Raw genomic sequence first — 16,171 nt, 5'->3', positions numbered from 1 at the left:
GGATGCCGAATTTCGTCTCATCCAGGCTGTTCTGGATCGGCCTCGCCACCGTAATTGTCGCGCTCGTGCTGCCGACCTATGTCTCGGGCTACGTCCTCGGACTGCTGACGGTTGCGTACTACACGGCGGTGTTCGCGATGTCCTGGGATCTCCTGTTCGGCTTCGCCGGCGAGGTCAATTTCGGTCCGACCTTCCTGATCGGCGTCGGCGCCTACACGGCCGGCATTCTCGACGCGCATTTCTCGCCGGGCCTGTCGATCTGGCTGTGCATCGCGGCCGGCGCGCTGGCGGCGGTGGTCGGCGGCGTCGTGCTGGCGCTGCCGGCGCTGCGCGTCAGCGGACCGTATTTCGGCCTTACCACGCTGGTGGCCGTGCTGATGCTGCAGAACTTCATCGTCGTCGCCGCCGGGCTGACCGGCGGCGAGATCGGCCTCGCGGTGCCCGACGTCATCTCGATCGACGCCAAGACCAACTACTGGATCGCGCTCGGCTTCATGCTGGTGTCAGGCGCGATTCTCTTCGGCCTGTCGCGTAGCGCGATCGGCCTGATCCTGCAGGCCAGCGGCCAGGACAAGATCCAGGCCGGCGCGCTCGGCTTCAACGTCACCAAGCACAAGCTCGCCGCTTTCGTCGTCAGCGCGTTCTTCTCCGGCCTCGCCGGCGCGCTGATGGTGTTCTACATGGGCACCGCCTCGGTCTCGACCTTCGTCGATGTCGGCGTCGGCGTGCAGATCATCATCGCCGCCGTGCTCGGCGGCCGGCGCACCGTGATCGGTGCCGCGATCGGCGCAATCTTCCTGATCGGCATGGGCGAGTTGCTGCGGCCGCTCGGCGAGCTCGCCACCCTGATCGTCTCGGTGATCGCGCTCGTGGTCATCCTGTTCTTCCCCGATGGATTCCTGGGCATGATCAGGGGAGGGGCCAAAGCATGAGCGGCGCTCCGATGCTGGAGGTCAGCGGCCTCACCAAACGCTTCGGCGGCCTCGTCGCGGTCAAGGATCTGAGCTTCTCGATCCGCCCCGGCGAGATCCTCGGTCTCATCGGGCCCAACGGCTCAGGCAAGTCGACCGCGATGAAGAGCGTGATGGGCGTCGAGCGGCCGACCGCGGGCTCCGTCAAGCTCGACGGCGTCGAACTCGCAGGCCTGCCATCGCATCGAATCGCGCGCATGGGCGTGGGGCTGGTGTTCCAGCATTCGCGCCCGCTGGCGCGCCAGACCGTCCTGGAGAACATCAAGGTCGCGCTGCTGCCGGACAAGCTGCTGCGGCTGTTCGCCGACAAGGACGTCGATGCGCGCGCCCGTGCGATTGCCGAGCGCGTTGGCCTGGGCAAGGTCATCGAGCGCCGGCCGCCGACCTTGGCGTTCGCCGATTTGCGCCGTCTCGAGCTTGCGAAGGCTGTCGCACGCAGCCCGAAGCTGGTGCTGGTCGACGAGCCGTTCGCCGGCCTCACCGCCTCGGAGGTCGCCGACTTCTCCAATCTCATTCGCGAATTCCGCGACGACGGCCATGCCGTGTTGCTGGTCGACCACAACGTCAAGAGCGTTTCGGCGCTGGTCGACCGCGTGCTCGCGATGTATCTCGGCGAGAAGATCGCCGAGGGCAAGGCGAGCGAGGTGATGCAGGACGAGACCGTGCGCCGCGTCTATCTCGGCGGCGCGCTCGTTTCAACCGCGCGGCCCGAGGCGAGCTTCAAGGACGTCACGCCGGCGCTGCAGGTCGACAAGGTCGGCGTGCTCTATGGCAAGGCTCAGGCGCTGCAGGACGTCTCGCTGCACGTCCACGAAGGCGAGTTCGTCTCCGTCGTCGGTCTCAACGGCGCCGGCAAGACGACGCTGTTCAACGCCATCTCCGGCCTGGTGCCGTTCTCCGGCGAGGTGAAATGGGCAGGGCGCAGCCTTGCCGGTGGCACCGCGGCGCAGATCGCGCGCTCGGGCATCGTGCAGTGCCCGGAGACGCGCGAATTGTTCGGCGACATGAGCGTGCGCGAAAATCTCGAGCTCGGCGGCAATGCGTTGCCCGATGCGGAACGCAGCGAGCGGCTCGACTGGCTGTTCGGGCTGTTTCCGATCCTCAAGACCAGGCAGCCGCAATTGGCGCGCACGCTGTCGGGCGGCGAACAGCAGATGCTGGCGATCGCGCGCGCCCTGATGATGAAGCCGAAGCTCTTGATCCTCGACGAGCCGACGCTTGGACTGGCGCCGGTGATCCTGGAGACACTGTCCAAGGCGCTCGACCGGCTGCGCGAGACCACAAAGATCACGGTGCTGCTCGGCGAGCAGAATGTCACCTTCGCGCTTCCGCACGCTGACCGCGTCTACGTGCTCGACCACGCCAAGATCGTCTGGGAAGGCCCGCCGGATCGTTTCGAGGCGGAAGCCGCGGCGAACTATCTTTGAAGGCGAGGGGCAGGGAGCAGGGGTGTCCCTGCTCCCTGCCCGGATCTCATCAGCTCAGAAGTTCGGAAACCGAGGAGGGCGCGCCTGTGGCGGGCGGGGCGCGGGACGCACGGCTGCACCGACGGTCGTCGCTGCCTCGGTCTTCGACGCCCGGAATGTGCGCGCCAGCTGCTCCTGGCTTGCCTGCAGTTGCTCGATCGCCCTGGTATGATCGCGGCTGGCCTGCTCCTGGCTGACCTTCAGATCCTGCAGCCCGGTCTGCAGCGCGGCGACGTCGTGCGCGATCTTCTCGATTAGGGGCGCGAGATCCCGATCGGGAGCTGCCGGCATGTCGTGCTCGGGCGTGGCTTCCGCCATGGCGGAGGACGGATCGCTGGACCGCCCTGGCGCGGCCTCCGGCGATGGTGACGCAGATGGGGACGGCAAGAGGGATGGCAAGGCTGGGGGCGTCTCTGCGGCCTCGGCCGCGCTCGATCCGGCCATCGGCATCTCCCGTCCGACGGATGGCATCGCCATCTGGGGAGCCTCGCGACGGATGGATTGAATCGCCGCCTCGATCCGGTCGGTGACCGAGGTGAGGGTCTCCGTATGATCGCGCGCCAAGGTGACGACAGCGCCGACGAGCCCGGCGGATGCCGCAAGCGTGATCGCCGCGCGAACCACCGGCCGGCGCCGGGTTGCAGGAGGCGCAGCTGTGGTCGCGGCGTCGGCTGCGGTCACGGCAGCTTCGGTCGCTTCCACTTCAGCGTCGGCTTCAGCTTCGGCCTGGGCCTCGATCGCCGCAATCCGCTGATCGATCCGGGCGCGCACCTCGGTGAGGACGCGTTGATAGATCTGCTCGCAGAGCTCGTTCTCGGGCGACAGCGCGACATCGCCCGGATCGACTTCCTTCGGCGTCGACTGAACTGGCATAACCTCGGGTCCCATATGCGAAACACCCATGCCCAATCCCGCCTGCGATTTGGCCAAGGGCTTTGACCAAACCAAGACTGCAGGGTGACGAACGAGGGGCGATTTCACACGTGCACGGTCACGCCGCCCGGCGATGACGAGACCATCGATGATGGCCGTGGCCTTTAGCCGAACCTCAACCTCTGATCGCTACGGTGCTCGACAAAGGGAAGCGCAGCGACTCGATGGTCGCAACGCGCGGCGCGATCGAAGGACGAACGAATGTCCATTGGCGAACTGTTGCAGATCAAGCGGCGCTTTGCCGTCACCCGCGCCGCCGACGCCGAGCTGGCGTCGCATCTTCCGGAGCTCAGGCTTCCCCGCATGCGCGACGCGGCCCGCACGGCCTTTCGCGCCATCCTCGACTACGAACTTCCGCTCGGCAATGGTTCGCTCGTCGATTTTCTCGCGTTGGCGGAAGCGCGCGGCTTCTGCGCCCATCCATCGGACTGGGTTCCTGCTCCTGGGAGTGCGCAATATGCCGCGCTGTATCAGCCGTGGGTCGACTGGTTGTCGGACAATGGCGTGACGCCGTTCCACGAGGGAAATCGCCTCACCGCGGCGAACTGGGCGCGATGGAAACCGAAACGCCGGGTACGGGCGTTCGAAGACCTGCTCCGGAGGGACCGTCAGGCCGCCTATGATCTGCTGGTGTCGCTGGGGCCGTCGGAACCGACCGCCGTGCGACTCGAGCTGCTATCCACGATCGACAGAGGTGCATGGCCTCGAGACAGCCTCCCATCGCAGGTGCGTCTGTTGAAGCATTTTCTCGCCGATCGGTCGGCGAAGGTGCGCGCTGTGGCAGAAAGCAAGCTCAAGGCGCTGATCGGTGTGGAGACGGAAGGAGCGCGTCAAACGCTCGATCAACTGGCGCAGGCGCGTGGTGTCACCCCGCTGGACATGGCGCAACAGAGCGACTTGACGGAGCTCGGCGACGACTTCATCCGGCTCGTGGTCGAGATTGGCGACGTCGAGATACGCTCGGTCGTCGCTTCGCGTCTGTTGGACATCAACGAGTCTTCCGATTCGATTCCGATGGCGCTGTTTGAAGGCGTGGCCCGTCCGCTGTGGGAGCGGGGACTGCGCGCAACCTTCCGGTCGAACTATTGGCACAGCGTCGGAGATTTTCTGGGACCTGACAGGGGCACTTTGACGGCGCCCCAGATGAGCCATTGGGGGCCCTACAAGCACTGGACCAGTTCTGTGACGGCCGAGCTCGAAACCGGGGAGCTGCCCGTCAACAAGATGTACGACCCGCTGCGGATCCTCGGCCTCGTCGTCGACAAGGATACAGCCCGCGAGATACTCCACCAGGCCGTCGCGCTCGGAATGAAAGAAACCCATCCGCGCCTGACCATGCTGAAGTTCAATCTCGCGCTCTGACGCGCGCCTGGGCTTGGCCGCCGCCTTGAAGCCAGCGATGAACCCGCGCCACCGAGGTGACATCCCCAACGGCAAGACCGAGTCCCGTGAGTTTCGGCCACGAAGGACTGGTGGGGGATCGGTCCGAAACCGGCATAGCCAATTCGCATAAGGTATATTATGGAATATTTATATGCTGAGGAAGATCAGCGGCTTGGCGCCAAGAGCTCAGATCTTCCTCCGTTGCCGGGTCTTCCAGACGGCTCCGCGAACCTCCCTCGATGGTGGCTCCAAAACCCTCGGAAGCCGCTCCGTGGCGTCTGTCGCGAACGCCGATATTGCCGCTGCGGCCCATCGCTGCAATAAGCGCAGACGGACGCCGCTGACGTCGCAGGATTCGTCCGCGATGTCATTCGGCGCAGATGCAACAAGAAGAAGCTTCGTAAGGGAGAAACGAGAATGAGCCTGTCACGACGCGCGCTGTTGAAGGCCACTGCGGCCTCGGCCGTTCTGGGTGGAATCGCGGCCCCGCATGTCGCGCGCGCGCAGAGCGCCGATTTTACCTACAAGTACGCCAACAACCTGCCCGACACGCATCCGCTGAACGTCCGCGCCAAGGAGATGGCGGCGGCGATCAAGGCCGAGACCAACGGCAAGTTCGACCTGCAGATATTCCCGAACAACCAGCTCGGCTCCGACACGGACATGCTGAGCCAGATCCGCTCCGGCGGCGTCGAGTTCTTCACGCTCTCGGGCCTGATCCTGGCAACGCTCGTGCCGGCGGCCTCGATCAACGGCATCGGCTTCGCATTCCCGGACTACGACACGGTCTGGAAGGCCATGGACGGCGATCTCGGCGCCTATGTGCGCGGCCAGATCAGCAAGGCCGGCCTGATGGTCATGGACAAGATCTGGGACAACGGCTTCCGCCAGACGACGTCGTCAACCAAGGCGATCAACGGGCCGGACGACCTCAAGGGGTTCAAGATCCGCGTGCCGGTGTCGCCGCTGTGGACGTCGATGTTCAAGGCGTTCGAGGCCGCACCCGCCTCGATCAATTTCAGCGAGGTCTATTCGGCGCTGCAGACCAAGGTCGTCGAGGGCCAGGAAAACCCGCTCGCGATCATCTCGACCGCCAAGCTCTACGAGGTGCAGAAATACTGCTCGCTGACCAACCACATGTGGGACGGCTTCTGGTTCCTGGCCAACCGCCGCGCCTGGGAAGCCGTGCCGGCCGACATGCGCGCCATCGTTGCCAAGCACATCAACGCCGCCGCGGTGAAGGAGCGCGAGGACGTTGCCAAGCTCAATGCCGGCCTGCAGGCGGACCTCGCATCGAAGGGCCTGACGTTCAATCAGCCCGTCGTGGCGCCGTTCCGCGACAAGCTGCGCACCGCCGGATTCTATGCTGAGTGGAAGGGCAAGTATGGCGACGAGGCCTGGGCGCTGCTGGAAAAGGCCGTCGGCAAGCTGTCTTGAGTCGGACTGACGTAAGCGCGTTCGGGTGACGTCATGGCGCATGCCGAGTACACGGAAATCGCGATCGGCGAGGTGATCATCGAGTCCCCTCGCCGGCGGTCGTTTCTCGATACGCTCGAATCCTGGCTCGGCCTGCTGGTCGAGATCCCGGCGGCGCTGCTGGTCGTCGCCGAGATCGTCATCCTGTTCGCGGGCGTGGTCGCGCGCTACGGGCTGCACCGGCCGCTGATCTGGTCGGACGAACTGGCCTCGATCCTGTTCCTGTGGCTCGCGATGCTGGGCGCCGCGGTGGCGTTCCGCCGCGGCGAGCACATGCGCATGACCGCGATGGTGGCGCGCGCGAGCCCCGGCTTGCGCGCCTATCTCGATCTTGTCGCCACGGCGGCTGCGCTGGCGTTCCTGGTGATGATCGCCTGGCCGTCGTGGGACTACGCCTACGAGGAAAGCTACATCACCACGCCGGCGCTGCAGATCTCCAATATCTGCCGCGCCGCGGCGCTGCCGGTCGGCATCGGCCTGATGGCGCTGTTTGCGCTGATCCGCTTGGCGCGCGCGGCCAGTCTCAAGACGATGCTGCTGGCTCTGATCTCCATTGCAGCGGTGGTCGCGCTGTTCTGGCTGGCGCAGCCGGCGCTCAAGCCGCTCGGCAACCTCAACCTGATCATCTTCTTCGTCGGCGTGGTCGGCTTTTGTGTCTTCGCCGGCGTCCCGATCGCGTTCGCGTTCGGGCTGGCGATCTTCGGCTATCTGTCGCTGACGACGCGTACGCCGCTGATGGTGCTGGTCGGCCGCATGGACGAGGGCATGAGCCACCTCATCCTGCTTTCGGTGCCGCTGTTCGTCTTCCTCGGCCTGCTGATCGAGATGACCGGCATGGCGCGTGCGATGGTCGCGTTCCTGGCGAGCCTGCTCGGCCACGTCCGCGGCGGCCTGCACTACGTGCTGGTCGGCGCGATGTATCTCGTGTCGGGCATATCAGGCGCCAAGGCGGCCGACATGGCCGCGGTCGCGCCGGTGCTGTTTCCGGAGATGAAGGCGCGCGGTGCCAAGCCGGGCGATCTCGTCGCCCTGCTCGCCGCCACCGGCGCGCAGACCGAGACCATCCCGCCGAGCCTGGTGCTGATCACGATCGGCTCGGTCACCGGCGTCTCGATCGCGGCGCTGTTCACCGGCGGCCTGCTGCCGGGCGTCGTGCTCGCATTCACGCTGTGCACGCTGGTGTGGTGGCGCTATCGGGGCGAGGACATGAGCGGTGTCCGCCGTGCCACTGGCCGCGAGATCGGCAAGGCCTTCATCGTCTCGGTCCCTGCCCTGGCCCTGCCCTTCGTGATCCGCGCCGCCGTGGTCGAGGGCATCGCCACCGCGACGGAGGTCTCGACCATCGGGATCGTCTATGGCGTCCTCGCCGGCCTCTTGATCTATCGCCGCTTCGACTGGCGGCGCCTGAGGCCGATGCTGGTCGAGACGGCGGCGCTGTCCGGCGCCATCCTGCTGATCATCGGCACGGCCACCGGCATGGCCTGGGGGCTGACACAGTCCGGATTCTCGCGGTCGCTGGCGGCGGCCATGACGGGCCTGCCGGGCGGTCCTGCGACCTTCATCGCCGTCTCGATCATCGCGTTCACGATCCTCGGCAGTGTGCTCGAGGGCATTCCGGCGATCGTGCTGTTCGGGCCGCTGCTGTTTCCGATCGCGCGCGCCGTCGGCGTGCACGAGGTGCATTATGCCATGGTCGTGATCCTGGCGATGGGAATCGGCCTGTTCGCCCCCCCGTTCGGAGTGGGATATTACGCCGCCTGCGCGATCGGCCGGGTCGATCCCGCCGAGGGCATCCGGCCGATCTGGGGCTATATGCTGGCGCTTCTGATCGGCCTCATCATCGTGGCGATTTTTCCGTGGATTTCGATCGGGTTCCTGTAAACTCTTGAGGTGACGAGGGAGGACAGCGATGAGCACGAACCAGTATCAGATCGGCCTGGACAAGACCCCGGCCAACTACGTGCCCCTGACCCCGCTCAGCTTCCTGGTGCGCAGCGCGGCGGTCTATCCCGATCATGTCAGCACGGTCTATGAGGGCCGCAGCCTCACCTGGCGCCAGACCTATGAACGCTGCCGGCGCTTCGCGTCCTATCTCGCCGGCCGTGGCATCGGCGAGGGCGACACGGTCGCGGCGATGCTGCCGAACATCCCGGCGATGAACGAGGTCCATTTCGCCGTGCCGATGGCCGGCGCCGTACTCAACACGCTCAACATCCGGCTCGATGCGCCGTCGATCGCGTTCCAGCTCGATCACGGCCAGGCCAAGATCATCCTGGTCGATCCGGAATTCTCCGGCGTGATCAGCGAAGCGCTCAAGCTGATGAGCAACCCCAAGCCGTTCGTGATCGACGTCGACGACGCCTCCTATGCCGGCGGCAGCCGCATCGGCGAGATCGAATACGAGGCCGCCGTCGCCTCGGGCGATCCCACCTTCGAGCCGCGCCGTCCCGCAGATGAATGGGACGCGATCGCGATGAGCTATACCTCGGGCACGACGGGCAATCCCAAGGGCGTCGTTACCCATCACCGCGGCGCCTACCTCAACGCCGTCAGCAACATCCTCGCGGGCGGGCTCGGACAGCATCCGGTGTATCTCTGGACGCTGCCGATGTTCCACTGCAACGGCTGGTGCTTCCCCTGGACCATGGCCGCGGCGGCCGGCATCAATGTCTGCCTGCGCAAGGTCGAGCCGACCAGGATCTTCGAGCTGATCAAGACCCACGGCGTCACCCACATGTGCGGCGCGCCGATCGTCTACAACGTCCTGATCAACGCGCCGGATGCGCCGAAGGGCAAGCGCGACAAGCCGGTGGTCGGCCTGATCGCCGGCGCCGCGCCGCCGGTGGCCGTGCTCGAAGGCGCCGAGAGCATCGGCATCAAGCTGACGCATGTCTATGGCCTGACCGAAGTGTATGGCCCTGCCTCGGTGTGCGCCGAGCAGCCGGGCTGGGACGACCTGCCCGCCGCCGAGCGCGCGCAGATGAAGCGCCGCCAGGGTGTGCCGTATCCGTTGCAGGAAGCCGTCACCGTGCTCGACCCGCAGACGATGCAGGAGGTACCGCGCGACGGCGAGACCATCGGCGAGGTGATGTTCCGCGGCAACATCGTCATGAAGGGCTACCTCAAGAACGACAAGGCGACCCAGGAAGCGTTTGCCGGCGGCTGGTTCCACACCGGCGACCTCGGCGTGCTCGACGCCCATGGCTACGTCATCATCAAGGACCGCTCCAAGGACATCATCATCTCCGGCGGCGAGAACATCTCGTCCGTCGAGGTCGAGGACATCCTCTACAAACACCCCGCCGTGCTATTCGCCGCCGTCGTCGCAAAACCCGATCCGAAATGGGGCGAGGTGCCCTGCGCCTTCGTCGAGTTGAAGGACGGCGCCGAGGCCACGGAGGCCGAGATCATCGCCTATTGCCGCAGCCACATGTCCGGCTTCAAGACGCCGAAGACGATCGTGTTCGGCCCGATCCCGAAGACGTCGACCGGCAAGATCCAGAAATTCCTGCTGCGCAATCAGGTCGACTCGGCCAAGGCGATCTCGGCGTAGCTGAGAGGCACAATATCAACCAAGCCGTCATTGCGAGCGCAGCGAAGCAATCCAGAGTCCTTGCTCAGCCCTGGATTGCTTCGCTGCGCTCGCAATGACGAAGCTACAAATCCCTGCTCTTCTCCGGATAGTACTGCGGCGCTTCGCTGCGGTCGTACATGCCGTAGTCTCTGACGATCTCGACGACGCGAATGTTGTCGGCGCCGGGTTCGGCGAGCAGCCGTGTGCTCAGCGCAAGCCCGGTCGCCTCATCCGGCAATTCGATCAGATGCGCGAAACGGCCCTCGCGATAGACGCTGGAGAAGCTCGCGACCGGCAGGTCCGTCCCAGCGCTGAGCTGCGGCTCAGCCGTTTCGAGGACGAGCACATAGGTCGGCGCCCTCCGCTTCGGATCATTGTAGGTGCCGCGGCGCTCCGGCTGCCAGGCGGCCTGCCCCGGCTTCACCTCGTGGATCAGCTCGGCGACGCGAAGACGATAGTCGGAAAACACCTTGTCGCGGCCGAGGGTCTGGATGTCGTGGTGGTGGGCATGGACGCGCCACGCGGCCATGGCGCCCTCGTCCTGCCAGATCTGATAGGACAGGATCAGGTTGTCGCGCGACAGGCTGCGGAAGCGATCGAGGAACAGGCAGCCGCCGAGCGCGTCGAGCTCGGGCCGCAGCGCGGCGGCGAGTTGCAGATACTGGTCGAGCCGTCCCGGCTTGACCTCGACCTCGAAGAACAGCGACAACATGGCAGTTTCTCCATGTTCTTGGTGTTGGCAGAACTGGAAACCTCGAGGCCGACCAAAAGCGTCATTGCGAGCGAAGCGAAGCAATCCAGGGTCCCGCGACGACTCTGGATTGCTTCGTCGCCTTCGGCTCCTCGCAATGACGGCCGTATCAACCGGGGTGCTTTACCCGATCTCCAGCCGCATCCCATCATATGCCGGCACTACGCCCTCCGGCAGGCTCTGGCGCAGCACTTCGTAGTCGAGGTCGGCGGTCATGTTGGTGATGACGGCGCGCTTCGGCTTGAAGCGCTCGATCCAGGCGAGCGCGTCGTTGACCGAGAAATGGCTTGGATGCGACGCGGGGCGCAGGCCGTCGATGATCCAGAGATCGAGGTCTTCCAGCGCGCCCCAGCTCTCCTCCGGGATGTCGTTGAGGTCCGGCGTGTAGGCGGCGTCGCCGATGCGGTAGCCGAGCGCGGGGATGTTGCCGTGCTGGACCAGGAACGCCGTCAGCTTCAGCTCGCCGCCCTTGCCTTCCACCGCCTGCGTCTCGCCGGCTTCGATCGAGTGCTGGGTCAGGATCGGCGGGTAGTCGCTGCCGGGCGGCGAGATGAAGCAGTACGAGAACCGGTGCATGATGTCCTTGGCGGTGGACTGGTTCAGGTAGACCGGAATGCGCCGCCGCTGGTGCATCACCACCGAGCGCAGATCGTCGATGCCATGGGTCTGGTCGGCATGCTCGTGGGTGAGGAACACCGCATCGATGTGATCGACCTCGGTATCGATCAGCTGCTCGCGCAGATCGGGCGAGGTGTCGATCACGACGCGCGTGATGCCATGCGCGCCGCGGCGCTCTGCCAGCAGCGAGCAGCGGCGGCGGCGATTTTTCGGATTGTTCGGGTCACAGGCGCCCCACCCCAGCGCCGGGCGCGGCACGCCGGCCGAGGAGCCGCAGCCGAGGATGGTGAGCGTCGTCGTCATGCGTGCACCTCGGGCCGCGGCACCTTGGAGAACAGCTTGAAGAAGGTCTCGGTGGTCTGGCGCGAGAACGCCTCGAACGAGACGCCGCGGGTTTCCGCCAGCACCTTCGCGGTTTCGACCACATAGGCCGGCTCGTTGCGCTTGCCGCGGAACTTGCCGGGCGCGAGATACGGCGCGTCGGTCTCGACCATGATGCGGTCGGCCGGCACCTCGGCGGCGAGCGCGCGCAAGGCATCCGATTTCTTGAAGGTCACGATGCCCGTGAACGAGATGTGCAGTCCGAGGTCGATCGCCTTCATCGCCAGCTCGCGTCCGCCGGTGTAGCAATGCAGCACGGCCTTGAAAGCTCCGCGCGCCATCTCCTCTTCGAGGATGCGGCTGCACTGCTCGTCCGCTTCGCGGGTGTGGATCACGAGCGGCAGGCCGGTTTCACGCGCGGCCGCAATGTGCGCGCGAAAACCGCGCTCCTGGGCGTCCTTGGAGCCATGGTCGTAGAAATTGTCGAGCCCGGCCTCGCCGAGCGCGACCACCTTGGGATGGCTCGCCAATGCGATCAGCTCCTCGGCCGCGATGCCATCCTCCTCGTCCGCATTGTGCGGATGGGTGCCGACCGAGCAGAACACGTTCTCGAACCGCTCGGCGATGGCGAGCAGTTCGGGCAGCCTGCGCACCCGCGTTGAGATCGTCACCAGGCGGCCGACGCCGGCCGCCGCGGCACGCGCGACGATGCCATCCAGATCCTCAGCGAAATCCGGGAAGTCCAGATGGCAGTGGCTGTCGACCAGCATCACTCCGCCGCCGTCGGCTCGATATAGCGCGGGAACACCGCCTGCGGCGCCGGCAGCTGCGTGCCGGCCGCAATCCGGACATCGCCGCCAAGCCGCGCGAAGCTGCGCTCGTCCTCGGGGACGCCCAGGCTGTCGAGCAGCTTCGCGGACGCGGTCGGCATCACCGGCTGGGTCAGGATCGCGACCTGCCGGATCACCTCGGCGGTGACGTAAAGCACCGTGTGCTGGCGCTTCGGATCGGTCTTGGCCAGCGCCCACGGCGCTTCGCCCGCGAAATAGCGGTTGGCTTCGGCCACGACCGACCACACGGCGTTCAGCCATTGGTGGATCTGCTGCGTCGCCATGGCTTTGCGCGCGGCGCCGATCATCGCGTCGGCCTCCGCCAGGATCGCTCTGTCGTTGGCCGAGAACTCGCCGGGCTCCGGCAGCTGGCCGCCGAGCTGCTTTGCGATCATCGACAGCGAGCGCTGCGCGAGATTGCCGAGATCGTTGGCGAGATCGGCATTGATGCGCGCGACGATCGCCTCGTGATTGTAGTTGCCGTCCTGGCCGAACGGCACCTCGCGCAGGAAGAAGTAGCGCAGCTGGTCGACGCCATACTGATCGGCGAGGTTGAACGGATCGACGACGTTGCCGACCGATTTCGACATCTTCTCGCCCCTGTTGAACAGGAAGCCGTGGGCATAGACCCGCTTCGGCACGGGCACGCCGGCCGACATCAGGAACGCCGGCCAGTACACCGCGTGGAAGCGGATGATGTCCTTGCCGATGACGTGCACGTCGGCCGGCCAGTACTTCCAATTGGCATCGTCCTCGTCGGGGAAGCCGACGCCGGTGATGTAGTTGGTCAGCGCGTCGACCCACACATACATTACGTGCTCCTCGTCGTGGGGCACGCGGACGCCCCAGTCGAAGGTGGTGCGCGAGATCGAGAGATCCTTCAGCCCGCCCTTGACGAAGCTCATGATCTCGTTGCGCCGCGCGTCCGGGCCGATGAAGTCGGGCTGGCTCTCATAGAGCGCGAGCAGCCTGTCCTGGTAGGCCGACAGGCGGAAGAAATAGCTCTTCTCCTCGACCCATTCGACCGGCGTGCCCTGCGGTCCGCGGCGGACGTTGTGCTCGTCGACGACCGTCTCGTCCTCGGCGTAATAGGCCTCGTCGCGCACCGAGTACCAGCCGGCATAGCTGTCGGCATAGATGTCGCCATTTTCGCGCATGCGGTTCCAGATCGCCTGCACCGATTTGTGGTGTGCCGGTTCGGTGGTGCGGATGAAGCGGTCGAACGAGACGTTGAGCCGCTCGTCCATGTCGCGGAAGCGGCCGGCGTTGCGGGTGGCGAGCTCGCCCGGCGTCAGACCCTCGTTCTGCGCGGTCTGCACCATCTTCAGCCCGTGCTCGTCGGTGCCGGTCAGGAAGTACACGTCCTTGCCGTCGAGCCGCGCAAAGCGCGCGATCGCATCGGTCGCGATCGCCTCATAGGCGTGGCCGATATGCGGATTGCCGTTGGGATAGGCGATCGCGGTCGTGACGTAGAAGGTGTTGGCGTCGGCGGGCGCAGCCGCGTCGGGCGCCGGTGATTCCACGATCTCCGTCACCTCGACTTCGGTCACCTCGATCTCGACGATTTCGGCCTCGGCGATCTCGATCTCGGGAATCGCGACGGCCTCGACTTTCGGCTTCCGCGGCGCCTTCGGCTTCGCGGGACGCGGCGGCTTCGGCGCTTCGACCACGGCCGGCGCAGCCTTCTTCGGCGCGGCCGGCGGTTTCGGCGCGGCGGCCTTCTTCGCCGCAACGGGTTTGGTGGTCACCGTTTTGGCCGGCGGTGCCGCCGGCTTGGCCGCGGCCTTCTTGGCCGGCGCCTTTACGGCCTTCTTCGGAGCGCTCTTGGCCGCTTTCGGTGCCTTGCTCTTGGCCTTCGCAGGCGCAGCTTTCGCAGCCTTGGCCTTGCTCGCCTTGTCCTTGGCGTCCTTGTCCTTCGCCGTCGCCGCCTTCTTGGCGCTGGCCTTGGCCTTCTTTGCCGGCGACTTCGCAGTCTTCTTGGCAGCAGCCTTCTTCGCGGCGCCCTTGCTCGCGGGCTTGCCCTTCTTCACGGTAGTCTTGCTGGCCTTGGCCACGGCAAATTCCTCTTTGACGACGTCGGTCGACGGATTAGTCCTGGCGATCTCGGGATGATGGTCGGCGCGGTCAGCGCGTGGCTTCGGCGAGCATCCCGAACACCGAGAAAACCAGCGGTTTTCGTTCCAGATTATAGGATTCGGTGTCGCGCGCGGCGCGGACGATCTTTTCCCATACCTCCGCCAGCCGTGCAAGGCGCGGCAGTTCCGCGTTGGCGTCACCGGCGCGCAGCCGCGCCGCCACCCAGCGCTCGATGCTGTCGAGGAAGCTCGCCAGCGCCACGCGGTCGCTGGTTCCGAGCGCGTCGCCCAGGGCATGGAGCTCGCTTGGATCGATGCGCGGCAGGCTCGCGAGCAGCGCCGCCGTCCGGGTCTGCAGCTGCAGCCCGTCGCCGCCGAGCAGCATCAGGGTCCGCGCGACGCTGCCCTCGGACGCGCTCGCCGCCTCGCGCAGCGCCGGATCGGCCGCATCGCTGCCGGTGGCCTCGGCCGCGGCACGCATCACGTCGTCGGTCGACAGCGCCCGCAGCGACAACCTGCGGCAGCGCGACTTGATGGTGGCGAGCACCCGCGCCGGCGCGTGGCTCACGAGCAGGAACAGCGACTGCTGCGGCGGCTCCTCGAGGATCTTGAGCAGCGCATTGGCAGCGTTGGTATTGAGCTCATCGACGGTGTCGACGATGCAGACGCGCCAGCCCTCGACCGCCGCGGTCGAGCCGAAGAACGAGATCGTCTCGCGGGTCTCGTCGACGGTGATGACGGTGCGCAGCAAGCCCTTGTCGTTGGCTGACCGCTCCAGGGTGAGCAGTCCGCCATGGGCCTCGGAGGCGATCAGACGCGCGACGTGGTCGTCCGGAGCGACATGCAGCGAATCAGCCGCGCCCACCTCGGCGGAGGCGGGATCGCGGTGCGCCAGCACGAAGCGGGCCATGCGGTAGGCCAGCGTGGCCTTGCCGATCCCCTGCGGGCCGCCGATCAGCCAGGCATGCGCCATCCGTCCGCTGCGATAGGCGGACAGCAGCGCCGCTTCGGCCTCGCGGTGTCCGAACAGGGCGGTCGTCTCGCGCGGATGGCGGACGCTGATCTCAGGCTCGACCTTGCGCGCGCTCATGAGGCGGCAGCCACGGCTACCGCGAGCAGCCGCTCGCGCACGGCATCCCAGATGATGTGCGAAACGTTGTCGGCGCTCGCCGTCGCATCAATCAGGACGCAGCGCTTGGGATCGTCGGCCGCGATCTTGCGGAACGCCTCGCGCAGGCCCTGGTGGAACTTGACGTCCTCGCCCTCGAAGCGATCCGGTGCGCCGTTGCCGCGCCGATCCGCGGCCCGTTTCATCCCGACCTCCGCAGGCACGTCCAGGATCACGGTGAGGTCCGGCTTGAGATCGCCGATCGTCACCCGCTGCATCGCATTGAGCACGTCGGGCGCGACCTTGCCCTGGCTGCCCTGGTAGGCCCGCGTCGAATCGAAGAAGCGGTCGCACAGCACCCAGCTGCCCTGGTTCAGGGCCGGGAGAATCACGTTGCGCACATGGTCGTCGCGGGCGGCCGCGAACAGCAGCGTCTCGGCTTCAGGCCCGAGCAGCTTGCCCATCCCTGACAGCACGAGGTGGCGCATGATTTCCGCCCCCGGCGATCCGCCGGGCTCGCGGGTCAGCACGATGCGCACGCCGTCTTTCTCAAGACGGTCCGCCAAGATCTTGATCTGCGTGGATTTTCCCGCGCCCTCGCCGCCCTCGAAAGTGACGAATCGGCCGCGGCCAGGACCACGTTTCAAAGCTAAATCCGCCATGTC

Annotated in this window: 13 protein-coding genes; 6 read left to right on the top strand and 7 right to left on the bottom strand. The window is 66.2% G+C overall.

The window, feature by feature from the left end; all coding sequences use genetic code 11:
- The first annotated feature begins 2 nt into the window (after positions 1-2).
- Positions 3-932 carry a branched-chain amino acid ABC transporter permease gene (locus tag QQL87_RS02105; protein WP_284416036.1) on the top strand — a complete coding sequence of 310 codons (930 nt, stop codon included), beginning with the start codon at positions 3-5 and terminating at the stop codon, positions 930-932.
- A complete protein-coding gene (locus QQL87_RS02100; protein ID WP_284416037.1) occupies positions 929-2,398 on the top strand; it encodes an ATP-binding cassette domain-containing protein in 1,470 nt (489 codons plus the stop codon). Before QQL87_RS02105 ends, QQL87_RS02100 begins: the two co-directional genes overlap by 4 nt.
- Positions 2,399-2,452: 54 nt before the next feature.
- Here QQL87_RS02100 and QQL87_RS02095 read toward each other — a convergent pair whose 3' ends face one another.
- Positions 2,453-3,310: a hypothetical protein gene (locus QQL87_RS02095; RefSeq protein WP_284416038.1), complete on the bottom strand. Its 858-nt coding sequence runs from the start codon at positions 3,308-3,310 to the stop codon at positions 2,453-2,455.
- A gap of 261 nt (positions 3,311-3,571) precedes the next feature.
- Between QQL87_RS02095 and QQL87_RS02090 the strand changes: the two genes are divergently transcribed.
- From QQL87_RS02090 to QQL87_RS02075, 4 genes are all read left to right on the top strand, one after another.
- A complete protein-coding gene (locus tag QQL87_RS02090) occupies positions 3,572-4,732 on the top strand; it encodes a DUF5691 domain-containing protein (RefSeq protein ID WP_284416039.1) in 1,161 nt (386 codons plus the stop codon).
- Positions 4,733-5,170: 438 nt separating this feature from the next.
- Positions 5,171-6,190 carry a TRAP transporter substrate-binding protein gene (locus tag QQL87_RS02085; RefSeq protein ID WP_284416040.1) on the top strand — a complete coding sequence of 340 codons (1,020 nt, stop codon included), beginning with the start codon at positions 5,171-5,173 and terminating at the stop codon, positions 6,188-6,190.
- A gap of 33 nt (positions 6,191-6,223) precedes the next feature.
- Positions 6,224-8,110, top strand: coding sequence for a TRAP transporter large permease (locus QQL87_RS02080; protein WP_284416041.1), 1,887 nt, complete (start codon positions 6,224-6,226; stop codon positions 8,108-8,110).
- Between the two features lie 28 nt (positions 8,111-8,138).
- Positions 8,139-9,782 carry an acyl-CoA synthetase gene (locus QQL87_RS02075; RefSeq protein WP_284416042.1) on the top strand — a complete coding sequence of 548 codons (1,644 nt, stop codon included), beginning with the start codon at positions 8,139-8,141 and terminating at the stop codon, positions 9,780-9,782.
- Positions 9,783-9,885: 103 nt separating this feature from the next.
- Here the strand turns inward: QQL87_RS02075 and QQL87_RS02070 are convergent, their stop codons facing one another.
- The 6 genes from QQL87_RS02070 to tmk form a co-directional block, all read right to left on the bottom strand.
- Positions 9,886-10,515 (bottom strand): antibiotic biosynthesis monooxygenase family protein, encoded by a 630-nt coding sequence (locus tag QQL87_RS02070; protein WP_284416043.1) that lies wholly within the window; start codon positions 10,513-10,515, stop codon positions 9,886-9,888.
- Positions 10,516-10,677: 162 nt separating this feature from the next.
- On the bottom strand, positions 10,678-11,475 hold the full coding sequence (locus QQL87_RS02065; RefSeq protein WP_284416044.1) for an MBL fold metallo-hydrolase: 798 nt from the start codon (positions 11,473-11,475) through the stop codon (positions 10,678-10,680).
- Complete coding sequence (locus tag QQL87_RS02060) at positions 11,472-12,263, bottom strand: TatD family hydrolase (protein ID WP_284416045.1); 792 nt, start codon at positions 12,261-12,263, stop codon at positions 11,472-11,474. Before QQL87_RS02060 ends, QQL87_RS02065 begins: the two co-directional genes overlap by 4 nt.
- A complete protein-coding gene (gene metG / locus QQL87_RS02055; RefSeq protein WP_284416046.1) occupies positions 12,263-14,377 on the bottom strand; it encodes a methionine--tRNA ligase in 2,115 nt (704 codons plus the stop codon). Before metG ends, QQL87_RS02060 begins: the two co-directional genes overlap by 1 nt.
- Before the next feature lie 70 nt (positions 14,378-14,447).
- Entirely contained in the window at positions 14,448-15,488 is a 1,041-nt protein-coding gene (locus QQL87_RS02050; protein WP_284416047.1) for a DNA polymerase III subunit delta', read from the bottom strand.
- A complete protein-coding gene (gene tmk, locus QQL87_RS02045) occupies positions 15,485-16,168 on the bottom strand; it encodes a dTMP kinase (RefSeq protein WP_284416048.1) in 684 nt (227 codons plus the stop codon). Before tmk ends, QQL87_RS02050 begins: the two co-directional genes overlap by 4 nt.
- Between the last annotated feature and the right edge of the window lie 3 nt (positions 16,169-16,171).

The organism is Bradyrhizobium sp. SSBR45G, from assembly GCF_030159255.1.
In the GTDB taxonomy this organism is placed as follows: Bacteria; Pseudomonadota; Alphaproteobacteria; order Rhizobiales; family Xanthobacteraceae; genus Bradyrhizobium.
This window is presented reverse-complemented; position numbering and strand designations above follow the sequence as displayed.

What these genes read in the sequence shown, in the direction of transcription:
- QQL87_RS02080 (WP_284416041.1), top strand. Translation starts at nt 6,224, where the DNA reads ATGGCGCATGCCGAGTACACGGAAATCGCGATCGGCGAGGTGATCATC.
- QQL87_RS02095 (WP_284416038.1), bottom strand. Translation starts at nt 3,310, where the DNA reads ATGCCAGTTCAGTCGACGCCGAAGGAAGTCGATCCGGGCGATGTCGCG.
- QQL87_RS02060 (WP_284416045.1), bottom strand. Translation starts at nt 12,263, where the DNA reads ATGCTGGTCGACAGCCACTGCCATCTGGACTTCCCGGATTTCGCTGAG.
- tmk (WP_284416048.1), bottom strand. Translation starts at nt 16,168, where the DNA reads ATGGCGGATTTAGCTTTGAAACGTGGTCCTGGCCGCGGCCGATTCGTC.
- QQL87_RS02075 (WP_284416042.1), top strand. Translation starts at nt 8,139, where the DNA reads ATGAGCACGAACCAGTATCAGATCGGCCTGGACAAGACCCCGGCCAAC.
- QQL87_RS02050 (WP_284416047.1), bottom strand. Translation starts at nt 15,488, where the DNA reads ATGAGCGCGCGCAAGGTCGAGCCTGAGATCAGCGTCCGCCATCCGCGC.
- QQL87_RS02100 (WP_284416037.1), top strand. Translation starts at nt 929, where the DNA reads ATGAGCGGCGCTCCGATGCTGGAGGTCAGCGGCCTCACCAAACGCTTC.
- QQL87_RS02065 (WP_284416044.1), bottom strand. Translation starts at nt 11,475, where the DNA reads ATGACGACGACGCTCACCATCCTCGGCTGCGGCTCCTCGGCCGGCGTG.
- QQL87_RS02090 (WP_284416039.1), top strand. Translation starts at nt 3,572, where the DNA reads ATGTCCATTGGCGAACTGTTGCAGATCAAGCGGCGCTTTGCCGTCACC.
- QQL87_RS02070 (WP_284416043.1), bottom strand. Translation starts at nt 10,515, where the DNA reads ATGTTGTCGCTGTTCTTCGAGGTCGAGGTCAAGCCGGGACGGCTCGAC.
- QQL87_RS02105 (WP_284416036.1), top strand. Translation starts at nt 3, where the DNA reads ATGCCGAATTTCGTCTCATCCAGGCTGTTCTGGATCGGCCTCGCCACC.
- QQL87_RS02085 (WP_284416040.1), top strand. Translation starts at nt 5,171, where the DNA reads ATGAGCCTGTCACGACGCGCGCTGTTGAAGGCCACTGCGGCCTCGGCC.